The 19134-nt window shown below is 40.5% G+C and carries 20 protein-coding genes and 1 pseudogene; 6 read left to right on the top strand and 15 right to left on the bottom strand.

Annotated elements, in window-relative coordinates; all coding sequences use genetic code 11:
• Positions 1–50: 50 nt before the first annotated feature.
• Positions 51–1253 carry a DUF4010 domain-containing protein gene (locus FTV52_RS09230; protein ID WP_179990682.1) on the top strand — a complete coding sequence of 401 codons (1203 nt, stop codon included), beginning with the start codon at positions 51–53 and terminating at the stop codon, positions 1251–1253.
• Here FTV52_RS09230 and tsaA read toward each other — a convergent pair.
• Entirely contained in the window at positions 1250–2005 is a 756-nt protein-coding gene (tsaA, locus tag FTV52_RS09225) for a tRNA (N6-threonylcarbamoyladenosine(37)-N6)-methyltransferase TrmO (protein ID WP_179990671.1), read from the bottom strand. The two genes, FTV52_RS09230 and tsaA, sit on opposite strands and share 4 nt — an antisense overlap.
• 102 nt (positions 2006–2107) lie before the next feature.
• Here tsaA and FTV52_RS09220 point away from each other — a divergent pair, with 102 nt between their 5' ends.
• On the top strand, positions 2108–2887 hold the full coding sequence (locus tag FTV52_RS09220) for a ferredoxin--NADP reductase (protein WP_004972950.1): 780 nt from the start codon (positions 2108–2110) through the stop codon (positions 2885–2887).
• Between the two features lie 59 nt (positions 2888–2946).
• Here FTV52_RS09220 and FTV52_RS09215 read toward each other — a convergent pair whose 3' ends face one another.
• The 3 genes from FTV52_RS09215 to FTV52_RS09205 form a co-directional block, all read right to left on the bottom strand.
• On the bottom strand, positions 2947–3132 hold the full coding sequence (locus FTV52_RS09215; protein ID WP_004972947.1) for a hypothetical protein: 186 nt from the start codon (positions 3130–3132) through the stop codon (positions 2947–2949).
• Between the two features lie 20 nt (positions 3133–3152).
• Entirely contained in the window at positions 3153–3407 is a 255-nt protein-coding gene (locus tag FTV52_RS09210) for a hypothetical protein (RefSeq protein ID WP_004972946.1), read from the bottom strand.
• A 226-nt stretch (positions 3408–3633) separates the two neighbouring features.
• A complete protein-coding gene (locus tag FTV52_RS09205) occupies positions 3634–4254 on the bottom strand; it encodes a cation transporter (RefSeq protein WP_178318927.1) in 621 nt (206 codons plus the stop codon).
• A gap of 75 nt (positions 4255–4329) precedes the next feature.
• Here FTV52_RS09205 and cadR point away from each other — a divergent pair, with 75 nt between their 5' ends.
• Entirely contained in the window at positions 4330–4731 is a 402-nt protein-coding gene (gene cadR / locus FTV52_RS09200) for a Cd(II)/Pb(II)-responsive transcriptional regulator (RefSeq protein ID WP_179990669.1), read from the top strand.
• 49 nt (positions 4732–4780) lie between these two features.
• Here cadR and arsH read toward each other — a convergent pair whose 3' ends face one another.
• The 3 genes from arsH to FTV52_RS09185 all read right to left on the bottom strand — a co-directional run bounded on the left by arsH (position 4781) and on the right by FTV52_RS09185 (position 6938).
• Entirely contained in the window at positions 4781–5485 is a 705-nt protein-coding gene (gene arsH, locus FTV52_RS09195; RefSeq protein ID WP_004972939.1) for an arsenical resistance protein ArsH, read from the bottom strand.
• A 72-nt stretch (positions 5486–5557) separates the two neighbouring features.
• The gene (gene arsB, locus FTV52_RS09190; protein WP_004972938.1) at positions 5558–6616 is read right to left on the bottom strand and encodes an ACR3 family arsenite efflux transporter; all 1059 of its coding nucleotides are present in this window, start codon (positions 6614–6616) and stop codon (positions 5558–5560) included.
• A 4-nt stretch (positions 6617–6620) separates the two neighbouring features.
• On the bottom strand, positions 6621–6938 hold the full coding sequence (locus FTV52_RS09185; protein WP_136144348.1) for a metalloregulator ArsR/SmtB family transcription factor: 318 nt from the start codon (positions 6936–6938) through the stop codon (positions 6621–6623).
• Positions 6939–7036: 98 nt separating this feature from the next.
• Between FTV52_RS09185 and arsC the strand changes: the two genes are divergently transcribed.
• From arsC to FTV52_RS09170, 3 genes are all read left to right on the top strand, one after another.
• The gene (gene arsC / locus FTV52_RS09180; protein WP_179990667.1) at positions 7037–7465 is read left to right on the top strand and encodes an arsenate reductase (glutaredoxin); all 429 of its coding nucleotides are present in this window, start codon (positions 7037–7039) and stop codon (positions 7463–7465) included.
• Between the two features lie 224 nt (positions 7466–7689).
• Positions 7690–9072: a tRNA 5-hydroxyuridine modification protein YegQ gene (gene yegQ, locus FTV52_RS09175; protein WP_131261785.1), complete on the top strand. Its 1383-nt coding sequence runs from the start codon at positions 7690–7692 to the stop codon at positions 9070–9072.
• A 27-nt stretch (positions 9073–9099) separates the two neighbouring features.
• Complete coding sequence (locus FTV52_RS09170; protein WP_004972931.1) at positions 9100–9369, top strand: YfhL family 4Fe-4S dicluster ferredoxin; 270 nt, start codon at positions 9100–9102, stop codon at positions 9367–9369.
• Positions 9370–9605: 236 nt separating this feature from the next.
• On the opposite strand, the gene ahpF is transcribed toward FTV52_RS09170, so the two are convergent.
• The 8 genes and pseudogenes from ahpF to FTV52_RS09130 all read right to left on the bottom strand — a co-directional run bounded on the left by ahpF (position 9606) and on the right by FTV52_RS09130 (position 18980).
• Positions 9606–11171 (bottom strand): alkyl hydroperoxide reductase subunit F, encoded by a 1566-nt coding sequence (ahpF, locus tag FTV52_RS09165; protein WP_096901839.1) that lies wholly within the window; start codon positions 11169–11171, stop codon positions 9606–9608.
• Positions 11172–11387: 216 nt separating this feature from the next.
• On the bottom strand, positions 11388–12305 hold the full coding sequence (locus FTV52_RS09160; protein ID WP_131261786.1) for a hypothetical protein: 918 nt from the start codon (positions 12303–12305) through the stop codon (positions 11388–11390).
• Positions 12306–12361: 56 nt separating this feature from the next.
• On the bottom strand, positions 12362–13489 hold the full coding sequence (locus FTV52_RS09155) for a toxic anion resistance protein (protein ID WP_104852204.1): 1128 nt from the start codon (positions 13487–13489) through the stop codon (positions 12362–12364).
• Positions 13490–13519: 30 nt separating this feature from the next.
• Complete coding sequence (locus FTV52_RS09150; protein WP_004972923.1) at positions 13520–14311, bottom strand: hypothetical protein; 792 nt, start codon at positions 14309–14311, stop codon at positions 13520–13522.
• Between the two features lie 172 nt (positions 14312–14483).
• Entirely contained in the window at positions 14484–15545 is a 1062-nt protein-coding gene (locus FTV52_RS09145) for an RNA-guided endonuclease TnpB family protein (RefSeq protein WP_179990665.1), read from the bottom strand.
• Between the two features lie 174 nt (positions 15546–15719).
• Positions 15720–16124, bottom strand: a complete 405-nt coding sequence (gene rnk / locus FTV52_RS09140; RefSeq protein WP_004972920.1) for a nucleoside diphosphate kinase regulator — start codon at positions 16122–16124, stop codon at positions 15720–15722.
• A gap of 163 nt (positions 16125–16287) precedes the next feature.
• Entirely contained in the window at positions 16288–17541 is a 1254-nt protein-coding gene (gene glyA / locus FTV52_RS09135) for a serine hydroxymethyltransferase (protein ID WP_019836649.1), read from the bottom strand.
• A gap of 177 nt (positions 17542–17718) precedes the next feature.
• Positions 17719–18980: pseudogene (locus FTV52_RS09130) on the bottom strand (alpha/beta fold hydrolase).
• Positions 18981–19134 lie beyond the last annotated feature (154 nt).

The raw sequence follows: 19134 nt of genomic DNA, 5'->3' as shown, positions 1-19134 counted from the left end.
TTCTGACTCCTCCATCTTTGGTTACAACCAATTTTCCCGAACTGCTCACCATGTTTGCAGCAGCACTTGGCTGTGGCTTACTGATTGGATTAGAGCGTGAACGCAGTAAAAAAAATGGACAACATCACCGTTTTGCAGGCGTACGTACCTTTGGAATTTGTGCATTATTAGGTGCCATTTGCTTCTTATTGGGCACGAGCATTGCCATTGTGGGTGCGTTGATTGTTGGGGGAATTGGCTTATATTCCCTCAAAAATCAAACGGAAGATGACCCCGGCGCTACCACCGAACTTGCCTTCGTGATGACCTATTTTATTGGTGCATTGTGTTTATGGAATATTCCATTGGCAGCAGGTTTATCGGTTATTTTGACAGGTTTACTCATGACCAAGCACACCATGCATGGCATTGTCAGTCAGTGGATTACCGAAGCTGAACTACGTGATGGCTTGTTTTTACTGGCTTTGGTGTTAATTGCCTTGCCACTGACGCCTAATACTGCACTATGGGGCAATGTGCTTAATCCTTATGTGATTTTAAAATTATTGATTTTAATTCTAAGTGTGCAGGCTTTGGCGCATATCGCCAAGCGTTTACTCTCAAGCAGCAACGCCCTCATATTATCTGCAATTGCTTCAGGTTTTGTATCAAGCACCGCAACCATTGCCAGTTTAGGCATGGAAGTACGCGCAGGTCGTGGCGACGCACGTGCCAATGCAGGTGCAGCGCTGATGTCTTGCGTGGCAACTTTAGCGCAAATGTTGATTATTGTGGCGGGTGTCAATCTGATTTGGTTTAAGTTATTAATTATTCCAAGTTTGGTCGGAATCGCGATTTTGGTTGTAGCGGGTGTCTGGTTGCTCAAAAAACATAAAAGTACGACAACAGCAAAACCTGAAGCCGACACCCGTATGTTTAGCCTTAAAGAAGCCGCTATTATTGTGGCGACCTTAACCGCAATTCAAGCGATGGTATACGGCTTGGAACAAACCCTTGGGGATGCAGGTTTAATCATTGGTACCCTGCTCGCCTCGTTATTTGAGGTTCATGCCGCAATTGCAACCGTGGTGATGCAAGGTCCACCGAGCCAGCAGGTACTTTTGTATGCCTTAATTTTAGGTGTGGTGGCACATGCGATTGCCAAATGCGTCAATGCCGCGCTCATTGGTGGTTTGCGCTTTGCACTGTATTTCGCCCCTGCCCAAATTCTGCACATGCTGGCGTTGGTGGCTATTTTATATATGCTGGTTTAATCGACAGCGATTAAAACAATTTTTAGGATATGCACTGCGTGCTGATCAACACGGAAACTGACATCAAAATCTGCAAAATTCATGGTGTAAATTCGTTCAGCATCATCCTGATATGCAGGTCGTGGATCTAAAGACAAGACCTGTTCCAATTCCTGCACAATTTGTGGTTGCAATACGCCTGAGCCGAGTAACTGATTTTTTTGCGCTTCTGCTGTGTCCATCCATAGCACTGTTTTTCTTATGGGTTCATCTTGCGCATAACCACTTTGTGCATCAGGCACAGCATCTGAATATTGGATATAAGGTTTAATATCCAAAATAGGCGTGCCATGCAGTAAATCTGCCCCTGTCACATAAACTCGCAGTGACTTACCCACTTTTTTGACCTGTTTAAATTGCACCACAGACAAACCAATGGGTGCAGGTCGATACATGCTGCGCGTCGCAAACACACCTATTTTTTGATTACCACCCAAACGTGGCGGACGCACTTGTGCACGAAAACAGGGGTTTTGCTGTTTCTGTACGGTTGGATGAGCATCGGTTTGGTTTTTATTGTCGTGAAATTGCCAGATTAACCATAAGTGACTAAACGCTTCGATCCCTTGAAATGCCAACACATCGTTATAAGGCGCTTGCATTTCAATATACGATTCGACCTGTACCAGATTTGGTTGACGAGGAATACCAAATTTTTCTCGGTAGGGAGAGTGCATAAATCCGATTATTGGCATTTTTAGATCAGTCTTCATCACTTTTTCTGATAAGCTCAATTAAATATATTCAGTTTATAGAGAATGATTTTAGATTAGAATAGCAAGCTGTTCTAATTTGATAATTTATTGAGACCTTTAATGGCTGCTTTCAACGTCGAAAAGATTACTCACGTACACCACTGGAATGACACTTTATTCAGTTTTAAAACGACTCGCGATACCGCACTACGTTTTAAAAACGGTCAATTTGTGATGATTGGTCTGGAAGTAAATGGCAAGCCTTTAATGCGCGCTTACTCGATTGCCAGTGCTAACTATGAAGAAGAGCTAGAATTCTTCTCAATTAAAGTACCTGATGGCCCTTTAACGTCTATTTTACAAAAAGTAAAAGTGGGCGATGAATTGCTGGTTTCTAAAAAACCTACAGGCACTTTGGTACTGGATGATTTAAATCCTGGTAAAAACCTATACTTACTTTCTTCAGGTACAGGTCTAGCTCCATTTTTGGCAACCATCCGCGACCCTGAAACTTATGAACGCTTTGAAAAAGTGATTGTGGTTCACGGTACACGTTTCATTTCTGAATTGGCTTATCAAGATTTAATTCTAAATGAATTACCAAATCACGAGTTTTTCCAAGAACTTGGTATTCGTGAAAAACTGGTATATTACCCAACCGTTACACGTGAAGAATATCCAAACCAAGGACGTGTGACCACGGCAATTGAATCGGGTGAAATCTTTGAAAAAATTGGTTTACCACGTTTTAACCCTGAAACTGACCGTGCCATGTTATGTGGTAGCCCTGCATTCTTAAAAGATGTTGCAGCATTACTTGACCAACATGGTTTAAAAGAATCACCACGTATGGGTGAATTGGGCGATTACGTGATTGAACGTGCTTTCGTTGAAAAATAAAAGCTGTTGAATCTAAAAAAACCGAGCTAAATAGCTCGGTTTTTTGTCATTAGCATCAATTAACGTACACTGCGACCTTCTTGGTTAGCACGTCCTTCACAGTGTGCACCACCACCAATTACAAACCCACGCTCTGCCTGACATGAACCAATCATACGACCACTCGAATCATAAGTTGTCACTTTTGAAGCACAACCTGTCATCAAAATAGCCGCTGTTAATGCGATTAAACTAGAAATTTTCATTGTATTACCCCTCTAAAAAATTAGTCTTGTTGCAGTGAAATCTGCGAATTATTTGGTATGGTTGGCAATAAACCCGTGCGCTCATCTACTTTAGAATAGTTAATGCCTTGTATGTTGGCACCACCATAACACACAGCTTTAGCCCCCAAAATAAAGCCCTGTGTAGCGACACATGAACCAATCACTTGCCCTGCAGTATCATAAGTCACTACTTTAGAACTACAGCCAGCCAAAGCAATCAGGCTTGCTATAGAAAATAATTTAATTAGTTTCATTTAACCCTCAATTTAAAAAAAATTAAATATTATTCATCGTGTAAATTATTTTTAAATACATCAATTTATTTTTAATTTTAGTTATATATTATTTTTTGTAAATAGCAATTTGGAATAACTTATCGTTATTTTTACTTCAAATTTTAAAATTATTGCGACTACAAAAAATTAAAAGCACTCCATCTAAATCACTCAAATCAGATGGAGTGCTTTTTACGTTTATTCTTTATTCTGGTACATTTATTCTTCGTTCAGCCAAAGCTTGCTGAATCACATGATACCCCGCTGTTAAGCCCAAACTCGCCATAATCACGGCTACCACAAGATCTGGAATCAAACTACCCGTACCAAATACACCCACTGCCGCCAAAATAACTGCGAAATTACCAATCGCATCATTACGGCTACATAACCACACCGATTTCATATTCGAATCACCATCTCGAAATGCATATAAAATCAATGCAGTAACCACATTGGCTAATAAGGCGATGATCCCAATAATACCCATGGTTATGGCTTCAGGTGGAATACCCTGTATATAGGCATAGATAACCTTGCCCATCACCACCACACCAAACAAGGCCATCGTGATGCCTTTGACCAAAGCCACAGTAGCACGCCAATACAAACTTGCACTTAACACCGCAAGTGAAATCCCGTAATTGACAGCATCTCCAAAGAAATCCAGTGAATCTGCCCATAGGGATGATGAATGGGCATAGGCACCACCTATCAACTCGATAAAAAACATGCTGAGATTGATCACCAATGCAATCCATAACGCGGTTCTAAATTTACTATTCGGTTTGATTGGCGCAGGTTCATGACTACACGTACATGCCATAGACACACCTTCTTTCAAAATGAAACTGTTTCGATTATGCTCATTTAAAACTATAGACTTAGTCCAAGGTCAAGCATGACACAATATTTAATTCATGAATTAGCTAAAAAAGTTGGAGTCAGCACAGATACAATTCGTTTTTATGAAAAGAAACACTTACTCACCCCAAGCTTTCGTGCCGAAAATAATTATCGCTATTACAATGATGAGGCACTCAAGCGTTTGATTTTTATTAAGCGTTGCCGTGCTTTAGATATGAACTTAAAAGAAATTGAAGCCTTAATTGAATTAGAAAAACAGCCGAAACAAAACTGCTGCGCTGTGAATGAATTGATTGATGAACATTTAAGGCATGTAGAAGATAAAATTGCCGAGTTGCAGCATTTTCAGCTACAACTTCAGCAACTTAGACAAGCCTGCACCACGCAAACAACCATTGATGATTGTCAGATTTTAAAGCGACTTGAAGCCGAATAATCGCTCTCTAAGCCTTTTGTAATGCAGTATTTACGTATCTAAAATTGGATTATAAACACTTCTGATTAACACGCTTCGATAGCTGCTCGGCAGTTTCCACACGTTCAGAATAACGATCTACCAAATATGCTGCTTGCCCGCGAGTCAGCAAAGTAAATTTATATAACTCTTCCATCACATCGACAATACGGTCGTAATAGCTAGACGCTTTCATGCGGCCATCTTCCTCAAACTCTAAAAAGGCTTTAGGAATAGAAGACTGATTGGGAATGGTGATCATCCGCATCCAACGTCCTAAAATACGCAATTGATTGACGCTGTTAAATGACTGCGACCCGCCACACACTTGCATTAAAGCAAGCGTTTTACCTTGTGTGGCACGAATTGCGCCCGCGGCAAGCGGAATCCAGTCAATTTGTGCTTTGAAAATCGAACTCATTGAACCATGACGTTCTGGGCTACACCAAACCATACCTTCTGCCCACGCCAACAATTCATGCAGCTCTTGAACTTTGGGATGTGAAGCATCGCCATCTTCAGGTAAAGGCAAACCTTTGGGATGGAAAATTTTTACCTCAGCGCCAAAGTGCTCCAAAATTCTGCCCGCTTCCTGTACCGCCAAACGACTATAAGAACGCTCACGGTTTGAACCGTACATCAATAAAATACGTGGCGGATGGTTCAACGGCTTTGCCTGCACCTGTTCAAAACTTGGTGTAGGCAATAAATCTAAATCAATATTGGGTAATACCATGCTGCATACTCTTAAAACTAAAATGGGCAACGCATGCCCATGTTTTTATCTTAAACCTCAAAATGAAGAAAATTACTTTGAACTGACAATCGACTCATTTTGATAAAACTTTTTACGCAGCCATAAAGACACACTCACCAAAGCAATCAACACAGGCACTTCAACCAAAGGGCCAATAATCGTGGTAAATGCAACGGGAGAAGCCAAGCCAAACGTTGCAATGGCAACAGCAAGTGCTAATTCAAAATTATTCCCTGCTGCGGTAAAGGAAATGGCGGTCGTCCGTGGATAATCATTGCCCATCCATTTGCTCATAAAGAAGCTAATAAAGAACATGGCAACGAAGTAAATAATCAATGGAATGGAAATGCGTAAAACATCCATCGGCAAGCTCAGTACTTCTGCGCCTTTTAGTGCGAACATCGCCACAATGGTAAATAGCAATGCCAACAGACTAAATGGGCTAATTTTGGGTAAAAAAGACGTTTGATACCAATCTAAGCCTTTGCTTTTCACTAAAATCAAGCGTGTTAAAAAGCCCATCAAAAAAGGAATACCCAAATAGATTAAAACAGCTTGGGTGATTGTCCAAAAACCAACATCAATCACTTGTCCTGCCACGCCAAAATACGGCGGCAAGAAACTCAGAAACAGCCATGCATAAGTACTAAAGAATACAATCTGAAAAATACTGTTAAACGCAACTAATGCAGCCACGTATTGGTTATCACCACAAGCCAAGTTGTTCCAGACCAAGACCATCGCGATACAGCGTGCCAGACCAATTAAAATCAAACCTGTCATATATTCAGGATAGTTTTGCAAGAAAATAATCGCCAAAGCGAACATCAAACACGGAGCAATCAACCAGTTTTGTACCAAAGACAACAACAAGGTTCGGCGGTCTTTAAACACTTCTGGCAAAGCTGCGTAATCGACTTTTGCCAATGGTGGATACATCATCAAAATCAAACCAATCGCAATGGGAAGATTGACTGTTCCCACACTCATTTGATCTAAGCTTGCCGATACTGCAGGAAATACCACGCCAATCGCAACACCTAGCCCCATGGCAATAAAAATCCATAAGGTCAGATTACGATCTAAAAAAGAAAGTTTGGACTGTGCCATGTGCTTACTCGCAATGTGTTGCAATTGTAGGGTTGATGTGCTTCATCGGGCTGACATCTTGCTGCGCGATAATATTTAAAACAGCAAACGCCCATTCGGGTAAATCTGGGTTCAAACGGTAATACACCCACTGCCCCTGACGTTGATCTAGCAAAATAGATAAATTCCGTAACAACGCCAAATGACGTGATATTTTCGGTTGATTTAACTGCAATTGTTCTGTCAATTCGCATACACAAATATTGTGTTGAGCCATCACCAATTTCAGAATGTCCAGTCGGGTTGGGTCTGACAAACATTTAAAAAAATCAGTTTGATTCATTTTTTATCTGCACTTCAATATTAACTATTGCGAATATACGCATATCCATATATAAATGCAATATTGAAATTTTATCGACCTAAAACGAGTCACTACGCATGAGCAACACCATCAAAATTTTTCATAACCCTGCCTGTGGAACGTCACGCAATACTTTAGAATTAATTCGTAATACAGGACAAGAACCTGAAATTATTGAATATTTAAAAACCCCACCTACACAAGCTGAACTTACTAGCATGATTCAACAAGCAGGTTTAAGCGTGCGCGATGCAATCCGCAAAAATGTAGAACCATACGAACAGTTGCAACTTGAAGGTAGCTCACACAGCGATGCGGAATTAATTGCATTGATGGTCGAGCATCCGATTTTAATTAATCGTCCATTTGTCGTGACCGAGTTAGGTGTGAAACTGTGCCGCCCTTCTGAACTGGTCTTAGACTTGCTCACTCAACCACAATTAAAAAGCTTCGGCAAAGAAGATGGTGAAGTGGTGATTGATAAACATGGGCAACGTGTACGTTAACACGCTTTCATCCATCAGAAATTGATTATAAGCAATCTGTCAAATTGGTATTGAAAGTACCTTCTCGTGCGTTTTGTATAGCTCAGGATGAGGAACTTTCTATATCAAGATTAGCCCCAGCGTTTCAGCACAAGTTTTCTTCTGAATCCCGAGCTATTTACTAGGTTGAATCCTAAATTTAGATTCATACAATAAAGCCATATTTCTGCTATTGCTTTTTGATCATGACCATTTCCCACGTCACCGAACTTCTCTCTCCTGCTGGTTCTTTAAAAAACATGCGCTATGCCTTTGCTTATGGTGCAGATGCAGTCTATGCAGGTCAGCCGCGTTACAGTTTGCGCGTGCGTAATAACGAATTTGATCATGAAAACTTAGCAATTGGTATTCAAGAAGCACATGAATTAGGCAAAAAGTTTTATGTGGTGGTGAACATCCAACCGCATAACAGCAAACTCAAAAACTTTATTCGTGACCTAGAACCTGTGGTTGCCATGCAACCCGATGCGCTGATCATGTCTGACCCAGGTCTGATTATGATGGTGCGTGAAAATTTCCCCGACATGCCTGTACATTTATCGGTACAAGCCAATGCGGTGAACTGGGCAACGGTGAAATTCTGGCAAAATATGGGTTTAACCCGTGTCATTCTTTCGCGTGAATTGTCGATTGATGAAATTGAAGAAATTAAAAACAACGTGCCTGGCATGGAAATTGAAGTATTTGTGCATGGTGCGCTGTGCATGGCCTATTCAGGTCGTTGCATGCTTTCAGGCTATATGAATAAACGTGATGCCAACCAAGGCGCATGTACCAATGCCTGCCGTTGGGAATATAAAATTCACGATGCAAAAGAAGATGAAACAGGTGACGTAATTCCTGTCAAAAATCTTTCTGAAACTGCCGATGCAGATGAACAACACATGCAGGCACAGCATCAATTTAACGAGCCTGTGTTATTACAACGTAATGACGAAGATATGTTTGCTGCCGAAGAAGATGAACACGGCACTTACTTTATGAATTCTAAAGATTTACGTGCAGTGCAGCACGTTGACCGTTTAACTAAAATGGGCATCCATTCACTAAAAATTGAAGGTCGCACCAAATCTTATTTCTACTGCGCACGTACTGCACAAATTTACCGTAAAGCCATTGATGATGCACTTGCAGGCAAACCATTTGACCCTGCATTAATGACTCAATTAGAAGGCCTAGCTAACCGTGGTTATACCGAAGGTTTCTTGCGTCGTCATGTGCACAGCGAATACCAAAACTACGAAACAGGTTCATCAAGTTTTGATCATCAGCAATTTTGTGGTGAAGTCTTAGAACGTAATGGTGACTACATTAAAATTGATGTAAAAAACCGTTTTGTAGTGGGCGATTCTCTAGAATTGATGACGCCACAAGGCAATATCTATTTCACTTTAACTGAAATTAAAGATAAAAAAGGCAATCTGATTGAAGATGCCAAAGGTTCAGGGCATATTGTAGAAATCCCTATACCTGCAGATGTCGATATGCGTTATGCCCTGCTGATTCGCAACTTACCAAATTCGACTGCAGATATTTCTGCCTCATCGTTGGCTTATCAAGCCAACTAAGTGGCAATAAACTAAGCGAGTATTGCGATGGCACTCCTGATTACCGACCAATGCATCAATTGCGATATGTGCTTACCCGAATGCCCGAATGAAGCAATTTATGAGGGTGAAAAGGTGTATGAAATTGATGTGGCGCGTTGCACAGAATGTGTTGGGTTTTATGACTATCAAACCTGCGTTTCAGTCTGCCCAATTGAATGTATTATTCCGCATCCTGAGCATGTCGAAACCAAAGAGCAGCTACAGGAAAAGTTTAATCAGTTGAATTTATTTGGACAAAATAATAAGGCTAATTAGACTGAAATGAATCTAACTGCTGTAAATCAAACTGGATGTTAAAAATAAAAAAAGAACTGAGTTGTTAGCCGACTCAGTTCTTAAAACCAAAAATAGAATAAATAAACTTTTAATACTGTGCGATAACGCACTTTACTGAACATAGCGCCTGAGTATTGGGGAACTCAGGCGCTATCTTTTTAGCGAATACAATTTAAGGATGGTTAATCCGCGTATTCAGATGTATTCGTTCAGACTTATTGACCTGAACGGATGATGTAATCAAATGCTGAAAGTGATGCTTTCGCGCCTTCACCTGTTGCAATGATGATTTGCTTGTACGGTACAGTTGTACAGTCACCTGCCGCAAATACACCTTTTACATTGGTTTCATTGCGCTCATTTATCACAATCTCACCACGATTCGTCAGCTCTACTTTTGACTCTTTTAAGAAGTCCGTATTTGGTAATAAACCAATTTGTACGAAAATTCCTGCAAGTTCAACAGTATGCTCAACATCTGTCGCACGGTCTTTATATTTCAATGCAGTCACTTGTGCGCCATCACCAATCACCTCAGTCGATAATGCATTGGTAATTACAGTAGTATTTGGCAAGCTGTTCAATTTGTTTTGCAAGACTTGGTCTGCACGTAATTTAGTATCAAACTCTACCAAAGTCACATGCTCTACAATCCCTGCAAGGTCAATCGCTGCTTCTACACCTGAGTTACCACCACCAATCACTGCAACACGTTTGCCTTTAAACAACGGGCCATCACAGTGTGGGCAGTATGCCACGCCGCGGGTACGGTATTCTGCTTCACCAGGTACATTCATCTCTCTCCAACGTGCACCTGTAGACAAGATCACCGTTTTCGATTCAAGTGTTGCGCCATTTTCCAAAGTCACTTCGACCAAACCATTGGCAGTTTCATCAGCACCTTTAATGGCAGATACTTTTTGTAGATTCATAATATCGACATCGTATTCACGCACATGCGCTTCCATTTCTGCCGCAAACTTTGGACCTTGTGTTTTTTGGATAGAAGTGAAGTTTTCAATATCCATGGTATCCATCACCTGACCGCCCATCCGCTCAGCCACAATACCTGTACGAATACCTTTACGTGCTGCATAGATTGCAGATGTATTCCCTGCAGGGCCGCCACCAATTACCAAGACATCAAACGCCTCTTTGGCATTCAGTTTCGCTGCATCTTTGCTCGCAGAATCTGTATCTAATTTAGCTACAATTTCTTCCAAAGTCATACGACCTTGACCAATGTGGTTGCCATCTTGGAATACCATCGGCACAGCCATAATTTTGCGCTGCTCAACTTCTTCTTGGAAGAATGCACCATCAATCATGGTTGCTGTTGTGCCAGGGTTGTAAATCGCAATGAGGTTCAAAGCTTGTACTACATCTGGACAGTTGTGGCAGCTCAACGATACAAACACATCAAAGTGAGATGAAAGATTCAATTCTTTGATTTGCGTTAATACTTCATCCGATACTTTTGGTGCATAACCAGAAGTTTGCAATAAAGCCAAAATTAATGAAGTGAACTCGTGCCCCATTGGTAAACCTGCGAAGAATACGCGCGGTTGCTCACCTACTTTTGCAATCCCAAAACTTGGTGCACGTGCGTTGTTACCGTCAAAACGTGCAGTAACTTGTGGCGAAAGTGCTGCAATTTCTTCAACCAATTCTTTAATTTTGGCAGATTTATCAGAACCATCTAAAGTCGCGACAAGCTCGATTGGGCTTTCAAGACGTTCTAATAAAGTTTTAAGTTGTGTAGAAGTATTTTGGTCTAACATGGCTAACGTCTCCAAGGGAGTAAATTTATTTGTTGATGTCATCTTACGAAAAATAGTTACATAGGGGAAACGGTTTATTTTTATATTTATGATCGTTTTTTTAAATGATAGTGAGTTTCAAGCTTACTATTTCATTTAAAATACCTAAAGCTATTCAATTTAGACATTAACATAAAAACTGAATGTCTGCCTTAAGCAATTGAGCCTAATCATTTTTTATTCAAGTTGTTGTTGAATCCGCAGAATACGCTGCTGTAAATGTCGCGATAAAAACCAGAGTACCGCAGACAGTATTAACATAAGCGCCATAACCGCGAGATTCATATAATAAACCAGCGTATTTAATTGCTGTGCTTGCTGCACTTGCTTATGTACGCTTTGCGCCATAGGCGTTAAAGCTTTGCCATAAACTTGCTGCTGCATCGTCCATAATTGTTCAGGTTTAAATCCATAATGTAAAAATTGCGGATCTTGCTGCTCTGCTTTGACCAAGGTCAACACTTGCGGAATGGCTGCATCTTTATCTGCGGGATGATGCATCAATGCCGTTTGCGCCAACAAATAGGCTTTAACAGGCGCTGCCATTTCTGCATTTTGTAAATAACGCGCCAATTCACTTTCTTGAATGTGCTTTTCATAATGCACAATTTTGGCATATACCTGCTGCGTATCATCTTGTCGGTCATGCTGAACATAACTCAATGCCGACCAAAGTAAAATAAAACTCAGCAACCAAGCTACAAATTTCAAGACAAAGGACTGAAAGCGAATATAAAAAAAACGAATTTTCTTGAGTAGATGAACTAGAACGAATGCACCAATAAATGACACCGACAGTTTTAAAATCAACCAACCCAACCAGTTCAACAAACTGAAAAAATAATCAGGTTGCTGCCCTAAATTTGCCAAAGTCGCATCGACACTTGCAGGCATGTGTAATTGCTGAACTTCAGTGCTTAAACCAAAGAAGCTATAAATCACATCTTGCTGAATAAAAAAGCCAATTGCCGATATAAGCACCACCGTCATAGACAGCACAGCCAAAAAACTGAGCTTTTTTTGACGCTGCTGTAATGCCACAACACCTGTTTTTAGCTGCTGTGGCTGAATGGCATATTCATCAAGTGGGGGCAAATCCGACTCCTTATCAGGTAAATTTCAGATTAAATGAAGTCATTGTCAAAATGCATTTATTGACCAGACTGTTGACTTGAACCAATCACCAATTGATTCAGATTCTCCTGTAAGGCTCGCAAACGCGTAGTCGCTTCTGCACGTTTTTGCATGCCTTCTTTTTGTACCTGGATCACATCGTTCACTGTTTTAATGAGGGTATTTTGTACGTGTTCAAGGGTTTCAATATCAATCACCGAACGCTGATTGGCTTTGGCAGTATCAACCGAGTTTTGATGCAATAAATCTGCATTACGGCGCAGCAATTCATTGGTGGCATCATCAATACTGTTGGCCAGTTGCACACTGTTTTTCTGCTCATTTAAAGAAATCGCCAAACTAATCTGGTTTTTCCACGCAGGTAAGGTAATGTTTTTAATCGCATAAAATTTATCGACCAACATTAAATTATTGGACTGGATAATCCGAATCATCGGCAAAGTTTGCATGGCAGATTGTTGCAACACCTGCAAATCACTCACCCGCTTTTCTAAATTATTAGCAAGATGATTGAGATCATAAATTTTTTGAGTCGTGGTCTGATCCTGCGGCTGCGCGGAAAATTCAGAAATTTGCTGCTGAATTTCCTGCTGTTTTAACTTACCTGCTGCAATATAAATCCCCAATTGTTTATATTCATCTTGCACACCATGAAACATTTTATCCAGTGTATCTACACGGTTTTTTAAACCATTTTGTGAGCTTTCAATTTCTGTGACCAGACTATCAATTTGCGCTTTGGTGCTGTTAAAGTTTTGATCAAAACTTTGTTTAGCGCCTTTTAACTTATTGAATAAACCACCCAAAAAGCCACTGCTTTTGTTTGGATTTAAAATACTGTTGGTATTTAACTGCTGTGCAACCTGCACCACCTGATTCAGCTTTTGCCCTGTGACATCCAAATCCTTATTTTGCACCAAACCTAAAAGCTCATCGGTATAACTTGACGTTTTAGTGGCGATATTTTTGCCATATTCTGCAACCGAATGATGGCTAAGATCGCTTAATTCTTTACGCGCAGCCAGCACCTCCTGAAAGTCATCAGGCTGTAAGCCAATTTCCTGCAAATTGAGTTGCTGAAATTGTTGCTGAGTCTGTTCATCACTCACTTGCACAGCGACGTTGCGTTGTTCAGAAGTTGTCATATTTCGCCTCTATCTAATCAAAACCATGCCTTATGATTGCGCAGGTTTTTCTAAGGATTTTCTTAATGTCTTAATTAAATGCTCACGACTTTGATCCAGCTTTTCTAGCTGACTGTGTGAGCCACTTTGCTGACTTTGTTTGACATGATATTGCCATGCAGGAATGAGTACCTGCTGCGCTTCTTTAAAGCGATCTAACAAACTAAAAGAGAGTTGCTGTGAAAGTTGCATTTGAGTAATCGCAATATCATTACTACTTTGCAAAGTCTTTAAACTATAAATTTTCTTGGCCAGTCGTTCGCTAAAATTATCCAAAGGATGCTGATTGCGCACAAATCGTGGATATTCCACTAAAAACTCATCGGCAGCTTGAATGTATTTCGCCATTTGCTCACGCAAACCAACCAACTGCTGAAAACGTGATTGTGATTTCTGAATTTCGATTTGCAGCTTTTGGCTTAAACGATCTGCTTGTCCTAATAAATGATCTAGGTTTTTATAATATTGCACTTGCCCCGCGCCATATTCCAAATCTATGCCTAGCCACTTTTGTAGTGCATTAAACTTACGTTGCTTTAACACTTTTTTAGATTTGCCAAGCGCCTGAATCAACTGCTCAATGGTCACACTCAATTGCTGAGTTAAATGTGGATCCACCCCATCCAATAAAACTGACTGCGCTTGAATCACCTGATCTGCATAATGATTTAGACGATATTGATCATTCAACAACGGAACTAAATCATTGCGTTGAATCGCCAAAAGCTCTGCACGATCCACCGTAATCTCTTGCAAAGGCAGTAACACTTCAAACTGAGCCATAGACCATCACAACCCTCTTTACATGATTTTATAGTACGTGTTTTTCGGCTAAGGTCATGTAATATTTTGCAATTTTTTATTTCGATCTGCTTAAATGCTTTTTTATAGATTCGCATAACATCAGTCACAAGATGCCTGATTCAAAACACCAGTGCTTGACATCCTCCCCCCCTTAAAAGAGGGTGATTCCTACAGCTAGACGCTTATGCCCAAGCGCAAGAATGTTTAGAGCTGAGTTTATATCTCGATCATGAGCTGTACCACAGCTCATGCACTCCCATTCTCTTATTCCAAGATCTGTACTACCTTTGGGACTACTTGAGGTGATCTCACCGCAGCACGAACAGATTTGGGTGGTATAGGCTTCTTGGACTTCTTCAAACAATACGCCTGCGTTCTCGCATTTATACTTGAGCATTGTTTTTAGTGCCGAAAATCCTGTATCCAAAACAGATTTTGCCATTTTGGTTTTTACTAATTTTTTAGCACTCAAGTCACCTACAATAATCAATGCATTTTCATTCACAAGCTTGGTGCTTGCTTTATGCAAATGATCTTTTCGACTATTTGCAATCTTGGCGTGTAATGCACGAACACGCTTCTTATTCCTGGCTCTCTGAGCAATACATAATTTCTGCTCATATTTTCGATAGAATTTTGGATTTGAAATTACAGTGCCATCAGAACAGGTGGCAATATCTTTTAAGCCTAGATCAATACCAATCGCTTTGGTTGCTGTCGATTTATCTTGCTTAGGCGATTCAACAACAAGACATACATACCAACGCCCACGGCTATCCTCTACAAATGAACCTGTTTTTAACGTGTATTTGCTTAAACCGTAGCTATCCCAAAGCTTAAATTGGTGTTTTCCATACTGGACATATCCATTGGCATATTTGATAGCCAACTTTTTAAAGGGAACCCATCCCAAAGAGCGCCTTGCTGATTTTTTATTGCTGACACGCCATTTCAGCTTTGCCTTTTTAAATTGCTTTCTTCGGGTGACTAATTCTTCAGTTACAGCCTGAATGGTTTGACTATGTAAATTACATTCTTTGGATGTGCCTTTCGTATATTTGGCAATATCAAAAGCAGAGAGAAATTCACCTTTCCGCTTCAAATGCCTAAACCCTAAATCATTGACATAATTCCAGACGAAGTTCACTTCTGATGCTAGTTGGTCTAACACCTTGCAATGTTTGTCTTTTATACGTAATTTAAGGGTTTTCATGTACTTATATTAACAATCAAAACTCAAGGAAAATAGTCCTTAGTTAAATCAAACGACACTTCATGTCGTGTCGCTTATATCTCTGACCTGAAGGACTGAGTTTTACGCTCCATTTGATAAAAAAGCCATGATCAACATGGCTTTCAATGTTCCTAACGCAGGATGATAAACAGATTATAAATAATCGCCTTCACGCTCTGGCTGATACAAAATCTTCTCAATTTTGACTTTCATCATATGACCATCGGGCTGTGGCCATTCAATTTCCTGACCTTCAGCTAAACCTAAAATGGCAGTCCCGACAGGTGCAACCACATTCACCTGCCCTTTCTCACCTTTAAAGTCATGCGGATAAACCAAGGTAATTTCAGTCGGTTCTTTTGCAGGTGCAATGGTAATCAATGCGCGGGCATTCATGCTCACCACATTATTCGGTACATCTTGTGGCGCAACCACTTCAGCACGTGCCAATTCATCTTCTAGATGTTGCATCGTTGGCGTCAATTTAGGTTGATGCTCAAGCATCGTTTCCAAACGGTGCAAATCTTGTTCTGAAATAATAATCTTTGGTCTAATCATTTACTTTTATTCCTGTCATTCCGACAATACTGTCATCATCAGCTTGCCTACAATCATATTCAATACGCTTAAGTTATAACAGAAATTCAGCTTATTGAACGAAAAATCAATTTTTTACATCCATAAAAAAAGCCCCCTTGAGGGGCTTTTCTCAAGGCTGTGCTTATTTTGCGTAAACTGGGAATTTCGCGCAAACAGCTTCAACTTTTGCTTTTACAGTATTAATTACAGCTTCGTCACCTTTGCTGTCAAGAATGTCTGCAATCCAACCTGCAAGATCACGTACTTCTGCTTCACCAAAACCACGTGTAGTTACCGCTGGAGTACCGATACGGATACCAGAAGTTACAAATGGAGAACGTGGATCGTTCGGTACAGAGTTTTTGTTTACAGTAATGTGCGCAGCACCTAACCATGCATCTGCATCTTTACCTGTAATATCTTGCTTGATTAAAGAAAGCAAGAACAAGTGGTTTTTCGTACCACCAGATACTACATCATAACCACGTTCAATAAGAACTTCAGCCATCGCTTGCGCATTTTTAACAACTTGTTGTTGATACGCTTTGTATTCAGGCGCCATTGCTTCTTTAAAACAAATTGCTTTTGCTGCAACTGCGTGTACCAATGGACCACCTTGGTTACCAGGGAACACAGCAGATTGTAATTTTTTCTCGATCTCTTCGTTTGCTTTCGCAAGAATTAGACCAGAACGTGGACCACGCAATGTTTTGTGTGTAGTAGTAGTCGTTACGTCAGCAATTTGCACAGGGTTCGGATATACACCAGCAGCCACTAGACCTGCTACGTGTGCCATATCTACAAATAAATAAGCACCAACTTTGTCTGCGATGTCGCGGAAACGCTGCCAATCTACAATTTGGCTATACGCAGAGAAACCCGCAACAATCATGCGTGGTTTGTGTTCAAGCGCTAAACGCTCAACTTCTTCGTAATCAATTTCGCCAGTTTCTGGGTTTAAACCATATTGGATAGCGTTATATGTTTTACCTGAGAAGCTTACTTTTGCACCATGAGTCAAGTGACCACCATGTGCCAAGCTCATACCTAACACAGTGTCGCCTGGGTTAAGTAAAGCTAAGTAAACTGCAGAGTTTGCTTGTGAACCAGCGTGTGGTTGAACGTTAGCATAATCTGCACCAAAGAGTTCTTTAGCACGGTCAATCGCCAATTGTTCAATAATATCTACGTATTCGCAACCGCCGTAGTAGCGTTTGCCTGGGTAGCCTTCTGCATATTTATTGGTAAGTTTTGAACCTTGAGCTTCCATTACTGCAGGTGAGCAGTAGTTTTCAGAAGCAATTAACTCAATATGAGCTTCTTGGCGCGCATCTTCATTGGTGATCGCTTGAGCTAATTCTGGATCAAATTCGGCAATAGAAATATTGGCAAACATTAGCGAGGTCCTATTAATTTAGGGCTTTTAAGCCGTGCTAAGATTGGCGCGTATTGTAGCATAAAGTTTGTGAACTGAGAGAATGAACTTTGCTCAGTTTTACATAAAAATAGCTCATGTTTCAGATAAAACACGAGCTATTTTAGGTCAAATCAATCTTTATCGTAATTCAACAACTTATTGAATAGGCATTAGTGATTGAACATCTTTGACAATCTCATCCATATTATTCACATACACAGTACCATGGTTCCATTTTTGCTCTACAGGTAAATCCTGATCAGTGACGTAATGAATTTTAGTTCCCATCCCTTGAGCTGACTGAACCAAGTAATCCGTGACTTGTTTCGGTACAGTTGGGTCAGCCGTTCCTTGATAAATAAATATAGGCGTACTGATTTTCACTTTTAATGGCTGTGAATCATTGGTTAAGAAATCTTTAACTTCAGGGATGGTCGTCATGAAATTTGGTTGAGTACGTGGATAACCATCCAATGTTCCATACGTCTTTACATGCGTTAGCATTGACTGAGCCATACTCTCACCTAATGCCTCATAACAGATAGACTCTGCCTGAGCAGCAAGTTGATCTGTTGGTCACACAAATATTTCAGAATATTGCAAGGTTGGAGCAGTATTTCTTAGCCCCGCAGCAATTAGAGCAGTAAACGTATCTAGTGGCACAAGTGTCTGTGCTTTCTTTATTACATCTGGCTCTTGAGCCGCTTTTTGTTCACCACCCGCCAATACCAACGCTAAATTTGATGCAGGTGCGATAGCTATGGCACCCTTATAATTTAACTGCGCCCGCGATGCATACTGTGCTGCACCTAAAGCCGCATGTCCACCCTGTGAATGTCCAACTACACTCCATCGCGTTTCTGCAGTATTACCCAAAAGCTTGCTTGCAGCGACAACAGCATCTGTAATCGAATAAGCTGCACTTTTTAAATTCAAGAATGGATGTAATTCTTTACCACTCGGTTCGCCTAAACCTTCGTAGTCGGGTGCAACAACGGCATAACCTGCTGCCAATAGTTTAGCAATGAAGTACTCATTTCCATTTAAACCTTGACGACTTGGTGCACACGCATCTGCCACGCCTGTTGTGCCATGTGCCCAAACTACAAGTGGCCATCCGCCCGTAGGTTTAACTGTTTGAGGGGTAAAACAAGTGCAGTTGCTTGAGTTTCCCGTCCATTTACACCTAACATTTTATATGTCATCAATGTTTTAGATGAACTCACTGCATTTAAAAGATTATTCGCATTTTCACCCTGATCCCGATAAAGCTCTGTTTTCACGACTGGGGCACTAAAATTATATTTCGGAATACCATCCTCAACAACCACAACACTCGTATCGTCATGATCATCATTACAGGCGGTTAAAAACAAACTGCTGCTGGCCAAAGCCACGCTTAACCATATTTTTTTCATTTGCTTACCCTTGTCTTCATATTCTTATTAATTGCATCCTTCGCAATCTTTATTTGTACGCTTTTTTATCGTATCAGGCAAGATTTCAACAATTAATATGCAAGTGTATTTTATTTAAAATTAAACACTTACGGTAAAAATCAGTAAATTGATC

Source organism: Acinetobacter sp. YH1901141 (assembly GCF_013416935.1).
Lineage (GTDB): Bacteria > Pseudomonadota > Gammaproteobacteria > Pseudomonadales > Moraxellaceae > Acinetobacter > Acinetobacter towneri.
Note: the sequence above shows the minus strand (reverse complement) of the source record. Positions and strands in the feature narration are given on the sequence as shown.

Bases quoted from the DNA above. Each gene is read 5' to 3' on its own strand.
- FTV52_RS09230 (WP_179990682.1), top strand. From the start codon at position 51: ATGTTTGCAGCAGCACTTGGCTGTGGCTTACTGATTGGATTAGAGCGT.
- tsaA (WP_179990671.1), bottom strand. From the start codon at position 2,005: ATGAAGACTGATCTAAAAATGCCAATAATCGGATTTATGCACTCTCCC.
- FTV52_RS09220 (WP_004972950.1), top strand. From the start codon at position 2,108: ATGGCTGCTTTCAACGTCGAAAAGATTACTCACGTACACCACTGGAAT.
- FTV52_RS09215 (WP_004972947.1), bottom strand. From the start codon at position 3,132: ATGAAAATTTCTAGTTTAATCGCATTAACAGCGGCTATTTTGATGACA.
- FTV52_RS09210 (WP_004972946.1), bottom strand. From the start codon at position 3,407: ATGAAACTAATTAAATTATTTTCTATAGCAAGCCTGATTGCTTTGGCT.
- FTV52_RS09205 (WP_178318927.1), bottom strand. From the start codon at position 4,254: ATGGCATGTACGTGTAGTCATGAACCTGCGCCAATCAAACCGAATAGT.
- cadR (WP_179990669.1), top strand. From the start codon at position 4,330: ATGACACAATATTTAATTCATGAATTAGCTAAAAAAGTTGGAGTCAGC.
- arsH (WP_004972939.1), bottom strand. From the start codon at position 5,485: ATGGTATTACCCAATATTGATTTAGATTTATTGCCTACACCAAGTTTT.
- arsB (WP_004972938.1), bottom strand. From the start codon at position 6,616: ATGGCACAGTCCAAACTTTCTTTTTTAGATCGTAATCTGACCTTATGG.
- FTV52_RS09185 (WP_136144348.1), bottom strand. From the start codon at position 6,938: ATGAATCAAACTGATTTTTTTAAATGTTTGTCAGACCCAACCCGACTG.
- arsC (WP_179990667.1), top strand. From the start codon at position 7,037: ATGAGCAACACCATCAAAATTTTTCATAACCCTGCCTGTGGAACGTCA.
- yegQ (WP_131261785.1), top strand. From the start codon at position 7,690: ATGACCATTTCCCACGTCACCGAACTTCTCTCTCCTGCTGGTTCTTTA.
- FTV52_RS09170 (WP_004972931.1), top strand. From the start codon at position 9,100: ATGGCACTCCTGATTACCGACCAATGCATCAATTGCGATATGTGCTTA.
- ahpF (WP_096901839.1), bottom strand. From the start codon at position 11,171: ATGTTAGACCAAAATACTTCTACACAACTTAAAACTTTATTAGAACGT.
- FTV52_RS09155 (WP_104852204.1), bottom strand. From the start codon at position 13,489: ATGACAACTTCTGAACAACGCAACGTCGCTGTGCAAGTGAGTGATGAA.
- FTV52_RS09150 (WP_004972923.1), bottom strand. From the start codon at position 14,311: ATGGCTCAGTTTGAAGTGTTACTGCCTTTGCAAGAGATTACGGTGGAT.
- FTV52_RS09145 (WP_179990665.1), bottom strand. From the start codon at position 15,545: ATGAAAACCCTTAAATTACGTATAAAAGACAAACATTGCAAGGTGTTA.
- rnk (WP_004972920.1), bottom strand. From the start codon at position 16,124: ATGATTAGACCAAAGATTATTATTTCAGAACAAGATTTGCACCGTTTG.
- glyA (WP_019836649.1), bottom strand. From the start codon at position 17,541: ATGTTTGCCAATATTTCTATTGCCGAATTTGATCCAGAATTAGCTCAA.